The organism is Microcystis sp. Msp_OC_L_20101000_S702, assembly GCF_007095705.1.
GTDB lineage: Bacteria > Cyanobacteriota > Cyanobacteriia > Cyanobacteriales > Microcystaceae > Microcystis > Microcystis ichthyoblabe_A.
The window spans coordinates 1-13,914 of the sequence record NZ_SFBO01000006.1; the positions used below are offsets into that span (position 1 = coordinate 1).

General features: G+C 42.6%; 18 protein-coding genes and 2 pseudogenes. 7 read left to right on the plus strand and 13 right to left on the minus strand.

Features of this window, described 5'->3' with window-relative positions; genetic code table 11:
- Positions 1-279: 279 nt before the first annotated feature.
- Positions 280-465 carry a hypothetical protein gene (locus EWV60_RS00570; RefSeq protein WP_002731861.1) on the plus strand — a complete coding sequence of 62 codons (186 nt, stop codon included), beginning with the start codon at positions 280-282 and terminating at the stop codon, positions 463-465.
- 200 nt (positions 466-665) lie between these two features.
- Here the strand turns inward: EWV60_RS00570 and EWV60_RS00575 are convergent, their stop codons facing one another.
- From EWV60_RS00575 to EWV60_RS00595, 5 genes are all read right to left on the minus strand, one after another.
- A complete protein-coding gene (locus EWV60_RS00575) occupies positions 666-1,049 on the minus strand; it encodes a hypothetical protein (RefSeq protein ID WP_193977479.1) in 384 nt (127 codons plus the stop codon).
- 58 nt (positions 1,050-1,107) lie between these two features.
- A complete protein-coding gene (locus EWV60_RS00580; RefSeq protein ID WP_287230214.1) occupies positions 1,108-1,272 on the minus strand; it encodes a hypothetical protein in 165 nt (54 codons plus the stop codon).
- Between the two features lie 441 nt (positions 1,273-1,713).
- Positions 1,714-3,546, minus strand: a complete 1,833-nt coding sequence (locus EWV60_RS00585) for an SH3 domain-containing protein (RefSeq protein WP_287230215.1) — start codon at positions 3,544-3,546, stop codon at positions 1,714-1,716.
- A gap of 61 nt (positions 3,547-3,607) precedes the next feature.
- Positions 3,608-4,027, minus strand: coding sequence for a hypothetical protein (locus EWV60_RS00590; protein ID WP_145964558.1), 420 nt, complete (start codon positions 4,025-4,027; stop codon positions 3,608-3,610).
- Between the two features lie 374 nt (positions 4,028-4,401).
- Positions 4,402-5,511 (minus strand): T6SS phospholipase effector Tle1-like catalytic domain-containing protein, encoded by a 1,110-nt coding sequence (locus tag EWV60_RS00595; RefSeq protein ID WP_287230216.1) that lies wholly within the window; start codon positions 5,509-5,511, stop codon positions 4,402-4,404.
- A 520-nt stretch (positions 5,512-6,031) separates the two neighbouring features.
- On the opposite strand from EWV60_RS00595, the gene EWV60_RS00600 reads away from it, so the two are divergent.
- Positions 6,032-6,748, plus strand: a complete 717-nt coding sequence (locus EWV60_RS00600; RefSeq protein WP_287230218.1) for a hypothetical protein — start codon at positions 6,032-6,034, stop codon at positions 6,746-6,748.
- Positions 6,749-6,817: 69 nt separating this feature from the next.
- Here EWV60_RS00600 and cysK read toward each other — a convergent pair whose 3' ends face one another.
- Positions 6,818-7,777 carry a cysteine synthase A gene (gene cysK, locus EWV60_RS00605; protein WP_002734500.1) on the minus strand — a complete coding sequence of 320 codons (960 nt, stop codon included), beginning with the start codon at positions 7,775-7,777 and terminating at the stop codon, positions 6,818-6,820.
- A gap of 252 nt (positions 7,778-8,029) precedes the next feature.
- On the opposite strand from cysK, the gene EWV60_RS00610 reads away from it, so the two are divergent.
- Positions 8,030-8,224, plus strand: a complete 195-nt coding sequence (locus tag EWV60_RS00610; protein WP_002774955.1) for a hypothetical protein — start codon at positions 8,030-8,032, stop codon at positions 8,222-8,224.
- A gap of 650 nt (positions 8,225-8,874) precedes the next feature.
- On the opposite strand, the gene EWV60_RS00615 is transcribed toward EWV60_RS00610, so the two are convergent.
- The 6 genes from EWV60_RS00615 to EWV60_RS00635 all read right to left on the minus strand — a co-directional run bounded on the left by EWV60_RS00615 (position 8,875) and on the right by EWV60_RS00635 (position 10,925).
- Positions 8,875-9,003, minus strand: a complete 129-nt coding sequence (locus EWV60_RS00615) for a hypothetical protein (protein WP_256380573.1) — start codon at positions 9,001-9,003, stop codon at positions 8,875-8,877.
- A gap of 398 nt (positions 9,004-9,401) precedes the next feature.
- Positions 9,402-9,764: a DUF5615 family PIN-like protein gene (locus EWV60_RS00620; RefSeq protein WP_150978431.1), complete on the minus strand. Its 363-nt coding sequence runs from the start codon at positions 9,762-9,764 to the stop codon at positions 9,402-9,404.
- Positions 9,739-10,038 carry a hypothetical protein gene (locus EWV60_RS00625; RefSeq protein ID WP_002753609.1) on the minus strand — a complete coding sequence of 100 codons (300 nt, stop codon included), beginning with the start codon at positions 10,036-10,038 and terminating at the stop codon, positions 9,739-9,741. Before EWV60_RS00625 ends, EWV60_RS00620 begins: the two co-directional genes overlap by 26 nt.
- A 179-nt stretch (positions 10,039-10,217) precedes the next feature.
- Positions 10,218-10,640, minus strand: coding sequence for a hypothetical protein (locus tag EWV60_RS00630; protein WP_287230225.1), 423 nt, complete (start codon positions 10,638-10,640; stop codon positions 10,218-10,220).
- A complete protein-coding gene (locus EWV60_RS23085) occupies positions 10,637-10,777 on the minus strand; it encodes a phage integrase N-terminal SAM-like domain-containing protein (RefSeq protein WP_353734368.1) in 141 nt (46 codons plus the stop codon). Before EWV60_RS23085 ends, EWV60_RS00630 begins: the two co-directional genes overlap by 4 nt.
- A gap of 4 nt (positions 10,778-10,781) precedes the next feature.
- A complete protein-coding gene (locus tag EWV60_RS00635; RefSeq protein WP_287230227.1) occupies positions 10,782-10,925 on the minus strand; it encodes a phage integrase N-terminal SAM-like domain-containing protein in 144 nt (47 codons plus the stop codon).
- Positions 10,926-11,254: 329 nt separating this feature from the next.
- On the opposite strand from EWV60_RS00635, the gene EWV60_RS00640 reads away from it, so the two are divergent.
- Positions 11,255-12,424 (plus strand): HEPN domain-containing protein, encoded by a 1,170-nt coding sequence (locus tag EWV60_RS00640; RefSeq protein ID WP_287230229.1) that lies wholly within the window; start codon positions 11,255-11,257, stop codon positions 12,422-12,424.
- Positions 12,425-12,734: 310 nt separating this feature from the next.
- Here the strand turns inward: EWV60_RS00640 and EWV60_RS00645 are convergent.
- A pseudogene (locus EWV60_RS00645) lies at positions 12,735-12,857 on the minus strand (VapC toxin family PIN domain ribonuclease); the annotation flags it as partial.
- A 71-nt stretch (positions 12,858-12,928) separates the two neighbouring features.
- Here EWV60_RS00645 and EWV60_RS00650 point away from each other — a divergent pair.
- The 3 genes and pseudogenes from EWV60_RS00650 to EWV60_RS23090 all read left to right on the plus strand — a co-directional run.
- The gene (locus EWV60_RS00650; protein ID WP_002734086.1) at positions 12,929-13,132 is read left to right on the plus strand and encodes a type II toxin-antitoxin system HicB family antitoxin; all 204 of its coding nucleotides are present in this window, start codon (positions 12,929-12,931) and stop codon (positions 13,130-13,132) included.
- Positions 13,129-13,335, plus strand: a complete 207-nt coding sequence (locus tag EWV60_RS00655; protein ID WP_002731781.1) for a type II toxin-antitoxin system HicA family toxin — start codon at positions 13,129-13,131, stop codon at positions 13,333-13,335. Before EWV60_RS00650 ends, EWV60_RS00655 begins: the two co-directional genes overlap by 4 nt.
- Before the next feature lie 203 nt (positions 13,336-13,538).
- Positions 13,539-13,721, plus strand: a pseudogene (locus EWV60_RS23090) (hypothetical protein); the annotation flags it as partial.
- Between the last annotated feature and the right edge of the window lie 193 nt (positions 13,722-13,914).

Below are 13,914 nucleotides of genomic sequence, written 5' to 3' on the forward strand. Positions count from 1 at the left end.
TAATTGATTAGTTCGCTCTAGATCGCAAACAATTGACAAAAATCGCGGTAATGTCTGTCTCTATAAGGGTTTCATTCCTTATAACCCCCATCCATTGCATAACACAAACCGAAGAGCCCGAAAACTTTATACCTCGCCCTTGAGATGACTGTTATAAGTTGTGTTGAGAAATGTGTAGAGTTGGAGCAAATCCTTGACGGGAACCTAAGGTCTTGTGATAACTTGTATAGGAGTTATCGACAAGACCCCATCAGCTAGACAGACCCTTCCAGTTTCTCTATGTTTCATCCTAACCAATCGGAAACCCGCGAAGATATCCGTGAGTATGTGGCTCAACTACAACTTCACATGGCTTTACAAGCTCGTAATCTCGTGCCTAGTCTGACTAATACTAGAGATAGTCGCGAGAAACTGCTGCAGGATACCCAGGCGACTATTGAAAAAATCGTTTCTCGTCATTTCTAGTTGACCGATTTTAGCATAGTCACTTGAGCCACAGGACAGGCAATACAGGTGCCACAATTGCCACTGCGATTGTTTGATAACAGTATTGACTAGAGCTTTCAGTTTTTGGTTAGTCATCATTTTTGATCCTTTTTTGCCTGATTCTGGACAGGTTACTTTAACAACAGCATACGGTTCACAAATAGGATATTTTCCCTTTATCAAGTTAAGGAAGTTACAGTGAGTTGGATGCTATCTCGATTATTGCCATAGGCGATGATCACATCGTTAGCAAAGCAGTAAAGCCGTCCTGTTTTTGGGGCTGTAAACTGTTTATTTGTGCCAATGAGGAACAAACTATCTTGATCTTTATCAATTGAACCAATCAGTGAAAACCAAGGTGAATTAGGCATTCGTCGTAGTCCTTCACATAGTTTCAGAAAGAAATTAGGACTTTCATAACCATCAGCATTAGAGGTAATTGTCCAGTCTGTCCATTGACCTGTTGCTTGAAAATGATATTCTTGTCCAGCGACAAGATTAATTCCTGTATCGTTCCAGATTAGTTTTGAGTCTATGGTTACAGGTAGATTTTTGTTTTGCATTATCTTTCCTCCTTTTTTATAAAGGTTGTGAGATTTGAGATCACACCAAATAATTAGCTTAATGAAATGGCTCTGATATTTTGTTGACATCAATCCAAATTTCAAATTGTTTTTTAGGTAAATTAGGATAATTTTCTGATAGATCATGGGTAACAAAACATCCCTCTGGCTTTTCAGGACAATACTTTTGGTTAAGAGTTACTTGTAACTCATTAGCTAACACTTTTTCTTCCGTATGAAAATACCGAATATCTCCATATTTGCCAGAATTAGACTTATATTATGCAATAAAATCTATCCCTAAAGCGTTCCATTTCTCTGATAATTTTTTTTCTGAATTTATCAATATCTTTCTCCTTGCTTTGATTGTTGTATTGAATATAAACTAGCCCTTTTTTTTCATCTTTAGGGTTCTTCGGTTTGTGTTATGCGATGGACGGGATTACAAGGGATGAAAACCTTATATAGAAAGAAATTCGTGGATTTATGTCAATTGTTTTCGATCTAGAACTAACTAATCAATTAAGTCTCTTGCCAGATAAGGATTTAGTCGATTTATGCCACCCTATCGAATCATACCAAGTAACGAAGAGCCAACTTTTCATAATCCCCTAGTAGCCAGATAAATCCCTTATGGGGTCTGACTACTAGGATCGGTAGCAGTTTAAAGGCTAATTCGGAAGACACTTAAATCCGCATGATTAGCGTAATATTGCGCCCGTGCCATGACATCAGAACCGTAGTCATTGCCTGTTGTCCCAATATCCATCCCTTCTTTGGTCTGGACATTACGAATTCCTGAATTATAGGCAACTGCTGCGCCTTTAATGACATAACGATCTTCCCAATTAGGATGTTTTTGTTGGACTTGTTGGAGGCAATTAGCAAAAATGCCTGTAGCTTGTTCAACGTGTTCTAAACTCTTAGGATCGGGTAATCCTTCAATGGAATGGGAGCGTTTGTCCACTTGCATAATGCCAAAACCATAACATTGACCTCCGTGGCAATCTCCCCATCCTTGAGCATTTAAAATATTGCCCCCGCGTGATTCTCGACTGGCAACGGCCGCCAATAAAGCTGCCGGAACACCGAATTTAGCCGCAGCAGTACAGAAACAATCGGCCATGGCTTTTACCCGTTGTAGGTCAGTTTGTGCCATTTTGTGGGAAGACTGCACCCCTTCTGACAGTCCATCCTGAGAAGCCGTCGCTGCGGATGCACCTGTTGTGGGAGCTTGCATTAAGGCTTGATCCCAACGGCTGGCCGGTGGTGGATCGAGGTTAATATCAACGTAATAGGCAGCCACATAGCCTTGTTGATTGTTGTAATCAATTTTTAACCAATCTGTGCGCCCAAAGTCATATTCACTGCCAGAAACTTCTTCTAGGACTTTGAAGGTTGTTCCTGTGCTTAAGGTGAATAAAATGTTTGAATTGGTATTGGGTTGGCTTCTGACGTTAAGGGTACTCGATACCCGATGATTCACTCGTCCTTCAGCACTCTCAATTTCCAGGACTTGAGGAGGATTATTCTCGTCGAATTTATCAATGTAGTAAGCGGCGGCATATCCCGTTTGTCCCCCCTGTTGGATTTGATACCATTGGGTTTGATTATTAGGAGGATAGGGAGAACCTGTCACTCCTTGCAGAATGGTACAGGTGGCACCGGGGCTTAATTCAAAGAGAATGGGGGCAGTTGTGGCGGCCTGACTCCGAACATTTAGGACAGTCTGCACATGATTATTAACTCGGCCTTTTGCCAGATTACTGGGTTCTTCTGGTTGCTCGGTGAAATCAATATAAACTGCCGCCGCAAATCCTATTTTGCCATCCTTGTAAATTTTGTACCATTGATTTTGGTCACGGGAATAGGTATCTCCTGTGACTTTTTCTAAGACAATACAAGTTTCCCCAAAACGTAAGGTAAACTGCACAGGTGCGGATAATTTGGCATCATTTCTGACATTAAGAGTCGTAGTAACTTGAGCATTAACTGTGCCAATATCGCCATCGGGTGGGGGTGTTTGTCCGACTAAAGGTGCATGATCTAAAATATCCGTGGGGTCTAATAAGTCAGAGCGCCGTTGATAAGGACGATTTCCAGCTTGTGTTAATGCACCATTTTGAGTTCCTTGATACATTTCTAGGTGTAACATTGAACTGCCAGAATGAAGACGACCAACATAGGCAATCACTTGACCTTTTGATACTCTTGCTCCCACTTGAATGCCACGAGGAAGCATCTGTCCAATTTCACAATAACGGATAACCATTCCGTTATCATGCTTCACTTCTATAGCATTCGTTCCAGAGAAAAAAGCATAGGGACCGACGATAACTTTCCCATCTGCCATTGCTAAAATTTCCGTTCCTTTTGGTGCGATTAAGTCACAACCTGCGTGTTTCCGACCTCCGGGACGACCTGCACCGAATTGCCGTCCGCCATCTTTATAGCTTAAACTGGGTCTTGGACGAAGTGGAAAGATAAAGTAAGACATAATTTCTATCCCTGAAATTACAAGTTTTAACAACAGACAAGGATACTCAACTGATAGGCATTTATTCAGCTGCTGCTCCTAAGAAAATCTCAATGACCCGACCCTGATCAAAGGTAAAAATTAATCCTCCATAAATTGAACCAGCGACAAAAGTTTGATCAGGTATTGACATCTCTTGATCTTTTTCTTTGGCATAGGCAAGGCTAACCTCCTCTATTGAACTGCCAATTGTTATGCCTCGTTTGGTTGGAAGTGTTGAAGGGGAAACTAATTTAATAAAGGCAATATTTTGCTGTCCTTTTTCAGTTTCTGATGCCATGCTGAGGGTAATACCTTGATTAGGATAATACCAATATTGATGATAAAGTGCATCCCCTGCCCAAAATTCTACTTGTCCTTTTTGTGTAGGATTTCCGAGTAATTGAATAACTTGTTGAGCAGAAAGATCAAGTTTTAGTTCCCCTAAGATTTCCTCTCTCATCAAAGCAAAAGGATCGGATTCTAGGTTATCCGTTATCAATAAATTTTGGATGATTTTGACATAGCTTTCTTCGCTTAATTGAGATAGGAGATGGGGGCTATTAATGGGGAGAACAGCCAGACTTAAACTAACTGAAATAATACTTCTCATCAAGTTTTTCATAGCATCCATCCCCATTTGAGGAAACTTTTGTCATCAATGAGTTATGATTCAAACGCCAAATAGTCCTAAAAGTGTTGCTTAGTAAGCATTTCACGTCCATAAGCAAAAATTACCACACAAAGCCTATCTGCTCTGTAAATCCTCCTAATTAGTTCAGATTATGAGTGTTTATGTAAGTAAAGTGAAGGCGACATTTTTGAGGCAGCGAAGTGCTAAACAGAGACTATTTCTTTCTTTCTCAAAGCACCAAGCTCTTGCTCAAGCATCATTTGAATTTCGGGAATAGCGGGTTTATAAGGGGGATTGACATTCAGGTCTGTCCAGCGATTTTTAACACTTTCATGCAAATTGCTAACATCCCCTTCAAATTGGCGAGGTGCTGTTCCCGCTACATTAAATGGCCATTTTGACGTATTATCAAAATACGCACTACAATTGGGATGAACTTCATGTTGAATATAACTTTTATCTAAGGCCAAACCCAAGGTTTCGACTTGTTCCATCATCCACAATAAAGCTCCATCGGATAGGCCAGATTCTTCCTGAGAACCTCCACCAACACAACCATGACCTCCCGGAAACCAAACCTGAACCACTTGTTCTTTTTGTTGTCTGATCTGGGTAGAATGGGGATGCATTAGCGTTACATCGAAAACCTTACGAATTTCATCAATGGCAACTGCATGAAACGCCTTTTCAATTGTAGGATTGATGGTCGAATCATAAAAGCGATAACGTTCGTTGAACTTTTCATCCAAGTGCAGAGAATGAACGATATCGGGGATACCTAAAGAAGCAACTGTATCCCAACAGCATAAGGCTTTAATGGGAACTCGTCGTCCATACTGATTACGGAAATCAATGGCATTTTTACCGTTAGGTGCGTTATTTGGGTTTTGTTTGTCTCGGTAAATTTCGTAGGCTTTGGGAATTTGTCGGATAAATTCTCGATACAACAAACCACAATTATAAATTAACCCAGCTAAACAGCGTACAGTGTAAGCTCCCCGACTAAACCCAAAGAGATAAATTTCATCTTCAGGTTGATAGTTTAAGCACAGAAAACGATAGGCATCCTCAATCTTATGATCCATGCCAATGCCTAAAGCACCTCCAGTAATTTTAATTAAAGTATCAGTCATCTCGGCATTAGATTGTTTTGTCCCAATGCCTTCGTCATAGTAGATGATTTGACGGATGGGGTTGCCCTTACTATCATCAAGTGGCGTGATAGCTTGCACCATTTTGACGACATTGGTAGGATAAGCTTGTCCTAAATCTTGCCAAGTTCCATCACAACAAACAATAAGACGGCTTTTCATAGCGATGAACCTCCTAGGTTTCTTAAAACTCGCCAGTTTATGGAATATTTGAGGATTCTAGTGAATCATGACTCAAAATTATCGAGATTTTCCTTAAGGTAAAATTCCCGCAAGACTCAACCGAGACAAAGAAAGTTCTAACTCTGTTCGGAAATGATATAGATGAGTTAGATAGCCAGCTTGACTAGGTAAAATTAGGTGCGGTACTTATACTTACTACTCTAGATCGTCTATCAGAATTTACTGCCCTAAGGACTGCAAATTAACATATTTCTTTAGGTTTCTGTATATAAGTTTACAGAATATTGTTCAGCTATTTATTGCTAAAAAAAGTTGAGTTTGATTGCAAACCATCCTAACACTTTAGCTCGCCAATCTGAACTTTAGCCGATTCTCGATCGCAATTTTAGCCCACCCTAGCACTTCGCTCTTTTCCCACAAGGATTTTTACCGAGAAAAATGATCTGTCTGCCTGAGAACAGGCTATAGTGATCATCAAACCCTCAGTGAAAAACTTCCCGTGTCTTCAGTATTCCGCCTTCCTCCCTATTTTTCTCCCGCTCTGCAGCGTCGAGTCATCAAAACTCTCGCCGCAAAAAAAACCCGTCAATTCTTGACATGGGCGGCAGCTTGTGCTAGTTTTTTGATCCTCTGGGCGTGGAATTGGCAGCTAGTTTTGGCCACTTTAACCGGGGTGGGGGCGATGATTGGAGTTTACCATCTCCAGGGTCAAAACTGGCCATCGCTGTGGCTGTGGGGGCGTGCTTTTTTCAGTGCCGATAGCGGTAAGTTAACTTTAGCGGTAGTCTGTGGCGGTTTAGGCAGTTTAGCCACCTATCTCGCTGTGGCAATTTGGACCTATGCCGAAAATCGCTGGTTGGCCCTGGCCTCAATTTTGCAAGGATTTGGCACGGTTTTGACTTTAATCCTGCTAGGATGGCATTTTCTCGACCATCGCGGTGAAAATGAGTCAAAAAACTTCGATCGCTGGTTAGAAAAATTAACAGTCAATGATCCCTTAATGCGCTTAATGGCCGTCCGACGTTTAAGTGAAATGGAACTTTCCCCCAGTCTTCGAGAACAATGCCAAGAATACTTCCGCTATCTTCTCTCACGAGAAACCGATGCACAAGTGCGATCGGCTTTATTGGATAATTTTTCTGGCAAAGAAGCAATCAAACCGCAACCTTTACAAATACCCCTACAGGTGAAAAAATCCCTCTTGAAATATGATTAAAAAGCTCTCTGCTATTAGCAATCAGCCCTTAACTAAAGCTGACTGCTAGAGGCTGAGGAGGATATTTTTTTACACCAAAGTTAACTCGCGCTCCTCGATATTTTGGAACATCAGCGTACTCAGATAACGTTCTCCAAAACTAGGCTGAATCACCACAATTAATTTACCCTCATTTTCCGGTCGTTGGGCCAGTTGAATTGCGGCACAAAGATTGGCACCGGAAGAAATCCCCGAAAGTAAACCCTCTTCTTTTGCCAAACGACGACCAAATTGAAAAGCTTCCTCATCACTGACGGTAATTACCTCATCAATCAGATCTGTGCGTAAAACTTCCGGAATAAAACCCGCACCGATACCCTGAATTTTATGGGGACCGGGATTACCCCCGGAAATCACCGGACTATTGAAAGGTTCCACCGCGACTACTTGAAAACTAGGTTTACGAGATTTAATCACTTCAGCGACTCCCGTAATCGTGCCTCCAGTACCCACACCCGCAACAATAAAATCTACCTGTCCGTCGGTATCTTGCCAAATTTCCTCAGCAGTGGTGAGACGGTGAATTTCTGGGTTAGAAGGGTTGCGAAATTGTTGCAACATATAAGCCCCGGGGATACTATCGACGATTTGCTGCGCGCGTAAAATTGCCCCTTTCATACCTTGGGAACCGGGGGTAAGTTCTAGGGTAGCACCGTAGGCTTTTAACATCGCCCGGCGCTCTAAACTCATCGTTTCCGGCATAGTTAAAATCAAGCGATAACCCTTAGCTGCCGCAGTCATCGCGAGGGCAATTCCCGTATTGCCAGAGGTGGGTTCCACTAAAACCGTGGTTTCTGGATTGATTAAACCCGCTTTTTCGGCGCTATTAATCATGTGAGTGCCAATGCGGTCTTTGACGGAAGCAGCGGGATTCATCCCTTCTAATTTCATCACAATTCGGCCAAGACAGCCCTCCGCTTGGGGAATCCGATTCAATTGTACTAAAGGTGTGCGGCCAACCAATTCGGTGACATCGTGAGCGATACGCATGATATTTTCTCAGTCTGGGTGATTCGTGTGCTTAGTTATAGCGGTAAGTTCTCAGCTTTAGCGTTTGAGAATTTCCTCACTAGCCAAGGAGGCGCTATATAGCTCACTTATAGCAAAGGCCAGCCCTAGATCGGCAAAATTTCCATTTTCCTTTGTTTCTTTAATCAGTCCGCCTAGCTTGAGAGGATGTCCTATAAAATCTAGATATGATAGGAATGGGATTTTTCTGACAAACTGAAGGTTTTCCCACTGGTGAAAGAGGCTAATCCGTCTTATTTAACCCCTGAAGAACAAGCTTTATCCCTAGAGCAACGTCTGGCTTTTCTCAAGTTACCATTGATTGAGTGCAGGCGTATCCTTGAAGGGCAGGCTGTGTCTATGCTTGACCACTATCAGCAGGATTCTGAATGGCAGCAGTTAATGTCAGGTGATAGCATCAGCTACTAACTTTTAAATTCTGAAAAGTAGGTTACTTTGCTATGGCTAACTCACTAAAATATGCTGAGATACTATCCAAATTTTTGAGAAAAAAGCGATAATTCAACCTCGCTGATTACTGATAACTGATAAGTAGTCGGACATAAATTCTGTTGTCTATCTTGAGAAATGTAAATTGCCGCAATTCTTACTGACTACTGACTCCTGACTCCTATCTCCTATCTCCTGAATCCCGTCTCCTGAATCCTATCTCCTAACCCAATGGTAGATGTTGGATTTTTGCAGGAGTTCTATTTTTCAACAAAGATAAGCAACCATTATATATTGACTCCAAAAACTTGAGAATATTTAAATTAACATTCCGCAATATTTATAAATTCTTAAGAATTAATTGAGAAAGATTTTTATTTAACAACGATTTTACAATGGTTACAGCGATTTGATAGAATTTCATAGTGGGTTGTTGTGTGCTTTTTTGAACAGCAATGGTTGAAACCCTTGCCACACCTACAAGGTAATCCTAATTAAGACGGGTAAATCAGTCAATTTCACCCACAACGATGATCTTTTTTTTGTGTAGTTTTATTGCAAAAAAAAAGTTTTTTTGACAAAAAGCACAAAGTATGATAAGTACCCAACCTATTTCTGGCTGCCAGTAGTTATTGCAGAGTGGGAGTTGGGAAGCTTTTCCAGTAATCAGTGGACTGAAAACGCAAATCTGACAACTGATGACCCTCTTTTCTTTCCTCTGGCATCAAAATGGTTTCCCAACGCAAGGTGACAGCCATCATAATTTGGTTGGCAATCTTACCGATGTCGTTTTTGACCGCGCTGCCCTGAGCTCAGCGTTCGACAAAAGCTCACGCCGAGGTCCGAACGGTGCGTTCATCCGGCGATGACTGGGTTTTTTAAGCGGTTGCTTACCCGGCCCCCTATTCTTAATAGCATACATCATATAAAGTCGCCCTAAAAGGGCGAGGCTTTAAACCCAATTTTTCGGTAAGTTTTGACGAAATATTGGGCGAGGGTGTGTAAATCCGATGTGAATCCCTAGTCAGGGAGAATAATGTAAAGATTTATTAAATTGTAGCGTAGGATACTGTGCGGGGGGTAGAGTGTATTTTTGTTTTCAATAGTTAGGGAGAGATTAAGTTAAGATTTGTGACAAGATCGAGACAAACCAGAATTAATAGTTCCAGTGGTTCAGGGAGATGAACTGATTAGCAAGGGGGACGTTAGCAGTTTCGAGATTGGCGATTGCCTTGACAATTGCCTTGAAGCCCATATTTTTTAAGAGGTTAGCGTTACGGTAAACCGCGAATATCCCCGAATGGCTTGGATTCGCTTGGTGCAACTCTTCAAAGTCATCGCAGTTATGAGTTAGCAGAATCCGATTTTCCTGTATGGCATAGTCAAGTACGACATTATCTGTGCATCCAGCCAAACCAATTTCATTGATCGTCAGCACGTCATGACCAGCAGCCGTAAGTAACTTAACCAGAAGTTGGGCTTGCGAGTCCTCATCAAGCAATAATCTTAGGCTCAACACTAATCCCCTTTGCTTCCAGACGGTGGCGTTCTTCTTCTGCTTCTTGCTTGAGTAGCTGCTGATTCGTCTCGCAATAGTCAATTGCTTCATAGATGGCAGCCAGGGGTAACTCCCAATTAAGGGCTGCTTCTTGAGGAGTCATGTCATTGACAATCATATCTGACCAGACATCAAAAGCTTTCAGCCTCCTGCCTTGAAAACAAAGCTGTTGTCGCCAGGAATGAGGACGCTTCTCTAAATATTGCCATTGAGTTTTCGCTACGTTGGTAGTCATGCTGATGCCTTGATGAAAGCTGGTATCCCTAGTTTATCCGATTAAAACAGGGGAAACCACCTGAGACTCCTTCCCCTGTGAATCCCTAGTTGGGATATAGTGTTTGACGATCGTCCTCAGTACTTTTGGGGTTGGGGTTGGCCATCGCTTAACCCACGCTACAAGACTGCTTATCTTGACTAAAAAAAACCCGATTCTAAAGTCCCAAACCGATCTAGTCGGGTCAGGTAAATCGTTCTCTGACTTTTAGTCGATGTTACCTCGATATAAGGTTCTCTTAGTTCGGGATGCCGGTTTTTCAGGTCTTCAAGCGATCGCACTAACTTTAAATAATCATTGTAGGTTTCCTTGATTTTGATCGCTATCTCAGTAAGATTCTGATTGTTAACTTCGGGAAAAAAACCACGAAATTGATTGACAGGACGAGGTATTAAGAGACTTTCTCGCCATTTCTGATTAGCAACCCCAATCATCCCGTCAACTGCCCCATAATTGCTGCTTTCTAAGGGATGGGGGCGATAAACTTGGGGATAACGGCTTTTATCCCTTCCTGCTAACCAGGTGACGGGTTGATAACCGCCAATTTCCTTACAGGCCTTCAAAATTGTGGTGTCTGGACGTAAAGCACTTTTTGACCCGTCAACCGCAAGGCATTGAGAGCGACATTTTGAGTTGAGGCGGCAACCTGCTTGTCGGTGGCTAAATGCGACAGATACTGGCGGATTTCGGACACTCCCATCTCTCTAGGATGACGTTTGTTGTGTAAAGAGAATAAAGTCTCGAATGTAGTAGAGGTAGGATTTTTCCGTCTTCAAGCTAAGGTGCTTGAGACGCATGACTTCTCGGACTCGTTCTAACAGTCGAGGGGACTGGGCTTCTTCTGTCATCGGCAAACGCGGTAAAATCGGTTTGGCAGAGATACTAGACCGCCCCCTGCGGTAATTATGCCCAAATGGGGGTGATTAAACCGCACTGTGCGGTATTAAGTTTTATTTATGGGGTGTTAGACCGATGGAGGTGGGATAGTAGGATAAAGGGGGGTGCTAGACCGCAGTAAGCGGTTGAATTAATAGTTAGCGACCGACATGATGAGGACATGGACATGGACACTCGGGCACTAACCTCCGCGGTTGAGGAGGCTCTGATGCAATTAGGCAATCGACTCGATCTCGAGGAAGTCGAGCGGGCACTAACCTCCGCGGTTGAGGAGGCTCTGATGCAATTAGGCAATCGACTCGAGCTCGAGGAAGTCGAGAATCTCGCCCATTTGCATATTTTGCATATGCTGTCAGAAAAAATTAAAGACCTACTGGCTAATCAGGAGGAATTCTCTCGATCTCAGATGATGATCTGTTCTCCATTTGGAATGACTGGGTTCCAATCAATATTGGTTGCTCCGGTTCTGTTGAGCGAGGCTAGACGGCGGGGATCTGCCATAGCAGCCGTTGAGTGGCTGCAGAAAGTGCTTAACACCCAGCGAGCATCGGGCATCTTGGTCATTACCTGCTGGGGAATCACACCCGAGGTGCCAGTAACACTCCCTGGCAACGTCCAACTACTGCCATTTGAATCATTGCCCGCCTCAAGGCAGAAGGACGCGCTATCCAAACCTCACTGCCCAAGTCTGACAATGCCGCCCTTAACATGGAAGTCACCAACGGCTGCAGTGGTTTGCACTACGGCTATCGAACCTTTCCTCAAGGACGCTAACGACGATACTCCGATGCAAAACGCCACTGACTACAGTCCGCTCTTATCTGATGTACTCCTCTGCTTGGGCACGTCCGCGGAAGCTGGCATTATGCCTGGGCCACGTTGGTTCCAATACACCGATCCAGATCTTGAGTGTGCTCAAACAGGATCACCCACGATATTCGTTCATCAAGAGATAACTCCTCTGGCTCTTGAAGGTAATGGCAATCTAGACGTTTCTCGCGCATCTGAATTGATAAGTAACTTTTTGAACCTGAATAGCAGCCATAAGAATAAGGCACGAATTGCGATGCAGAGACTCGCTCAGGCTCGCATCAGGCGAATGCCCGCTGACAGAGCGTTAGAATTAGCCATTGCTCTTGAGGCCCTGTTGGTCGGAGATCATGGTGAACTCACCTTCAAGATTGGGCTTCGCGCTGCTCTACTCACTTCAACCAATCCTGACGAGAGGAGAAGGGTCAGGGCAATCATTAAGGCAATGTATAATATTCGTAGTTCATTGGTGCACACAGGCTCCTCCAGGGACACATTTACGGTGAGTGGGATTGGAAAAATGTCCACCAGTGATATCGTAGCCGAAGCCATGGGGATAACAACCTCAGTAGTTCAAATACTGGTCAATAATGGTATGAATCCAGACTGGGACTCAATTGAGCTGTCTATTACCACCTAGTTAGTGCGATCGCCATCGCCGTAGTGGACTGTTTCAGCTAAAATAGGGCAATAGATTTCGGCTTAAAGTCTTAGATTATAGAATTTCTAGCATTTTTCTAATACACCAAATTAGCTGAAACAATCCACTACAGTGCTACTGTGAAGAGACAAGCTGATGTCCGAGGTTATAATGGTCAAAGAGTTAAAAAAGAAATTAATCTAATCAATAGCCACAATGAAGGTACAGCCAAATGAGTCAAGTCTTGGCTAAAATATTAGTAATAAAGCTTCCTTTCCTACATGGGTCAGATCATCACCAGCAAATTATCTCATCGCCGCCAATTTTCTACGATTAATCCCTGAACTCTCAGCATATCTAAGTCGTCAGAAACGACAATGAGATTATAGCTAATAGCTGTTGATGCAATGAGAATATCAGCCTGTAGGTTGGGTTTCCTTGCGTCAACCCAACTTCCATATTCATATTAAAATAAGAGATAAGTTTTCAAAAATTCTGAACCTGATGAAAATCAAAGCTATTATTCATCCAGCCGAAGAAGGCGGTTACTGGGCTGAAGTTCCCGCTCTGCCCGGTTGTATAACAGAAGGAGATAGTATGGACGAAGTTGTCGATAACCTCCAAGATGCCATACAAGGCTGGTTAGAAGTTGCCAATGAAAGCAAACAACCTGAATCTAGGTCAGAAGTGATTGAAATTGCTGTATGAAATCAATATCAAGGAAAAAACTCTGTAAAATTGTCGAAAAAAAAGGTTGGATACTCAAAAAAATTACCAGTAGTCACCATATTTATGAAAAGGAGGATGAAGATAAAATTCTATCTATTCCTGTACACCGCAATCAGGACTTAAAAATTGGAACTTTAAAATCAATTATGAAAATAGCTCGATTATCGGAAGATGACTTATAAGCTTTCGTAGGGTGCGTTAATGTTAATGTAACGCACCATCAATTTCCTAATATGCGGTGGGTTACGCTGTCACTAACCCACCCTACAGTGCTACTGTGAAGAGACAAGCTGATGTCCGAGGTTATAATGGTCAAAGAGTTAAAAAAGAAATTAATCTAATCAATAGCCACAATGAAGGTACAGCCAAATGAGTCAAGTCTTGACAGTATCGCTTAACAAAAGCTAAAGACCAACGCACGGAAGCGGAAAAAGAAGCAGCACGTCAACGCTTTCGAGCGCACGCTGGCTCAATTAGCGGCTATCCGACAGGAGCAGATAATGAAAGCATTGATGCTGACTTAGGGAGAGAGTATGGAGATACTCATGAGGAGACATCAAATCAGTGATACTCCTCGATACTTCTGGGTTACTTTGCTATGTCTATCGTGATCAACCAGGACATGAAGAAGCTGTCCAATTGTTAGATAGGGTTTGCTGAATAAATCTAAAAACCTTACAGGAAAGGGCTTTTAGCTTGATTGAGAGCTTCCCAAATGCACTTAAATCTGCTAGAATCTCTTAAAACCCTTGCATCACCCT

What these genes read in the sequence shown, in the direction of transcription:
- EWV60_RS00570 (WP_002731861.1), top strand. Translation starts at nt 280, where the DNA reads ATGTTTCATCCTAACCAATCGGAAACCCGCGAAGATATCCGTGAGTAT.
- EWV60_RS00575 (WP_193977479.1), bottom strand. Translation starts at nt 1,049, where the DNA reads ATGCAAAACAAAAATCTACCTGTAACCATAGACTCAAAACTAATCTGG.
- EWV60_RS00650 (WP_002734086.1), top strand. Translation starts at nt 12,929, where the DNA reads ATGAAAATCAAAGCTATTATTCATCCAGCCGAAGAAGGCGGTTACTGG.
- cysK (WP_002734500.1), bottom strand. Translation starts at nt 7,777, where the DNA reads ATGCGTATCGCTCACGATGTCACCGAATTGGTTGGCCGCACACCTTTA.
- EWV60_RS00590 (WP_145964558.1), bottom strand. Translation starts at nt 4,027, where the DNA reads ATGAGAGAGGAAATCTTAGGGGAACTAAAACTTGATCTTTCTGCTCAA.
- EWV60_RS00635 (WP_287230227.1), bottom strand. Translation starts at nt 10,925, where the DNA reads ATGACAGAAGAAGCCCAGTCCCCTCGACTGTTAGAACGAGTCCGAGAA.
- EWV60_RS00625 (WP_002753609.1), bottom strand. Translation starts at nt 10,038, where the DNA reads ATGACTACCAACGTAGCGAAAACTCAATGGCAATATTTAGAGAAGCGT.
- EWV60_RS00585 (WP_287230215.1), bottom strand. Translation starts at nt 3,546, where the DNA reads ATGTCTTACTTTATCTTTCCACTTCGTCCAAGACCCAGTTTAAGCTAT.
- EWV60_RS00595 (WP_287230216.1), bottom strand. Translation starts at nt 5,511, where the DNA reads ATGAAAAGCCGTCTTATTGTTTGTTGTGATGGAACTTGGCAAGATTTA.
- EWV60_RS00615 (WP_256380573.1), bottom strand. Translation starts at nt 9,003, where the DNA reads ATGGCTGTCACCTTGCGTTGGGAAACCATTTTGATGCCAGAGGAAAGA.
- EWV60_RS23085 (WP_353734368.1), bottom strand. Translation starts at nt 10,777, where the DNA reads ATGGGAGTGTCCGAAATCCGCCAGTATCTGTCGCATTTAGCCACCGAC.
- EWV60_RS00655 (WP_002731781.1), top strand. Translation starts at nt 13,129, where the DNA reads ATGAAATCAATATCAAGGAAAAAACTCTGTAAAATTGTCGAAAAAAAA.
- EWV60_RS00640 (WP_287230229.1), top strand. Translation starts at nt 11,255, where the DNA reads ATGCAATTAGGCAATCGACTCGAGCTCGAGGAAGTCGAGAATCTCGCC.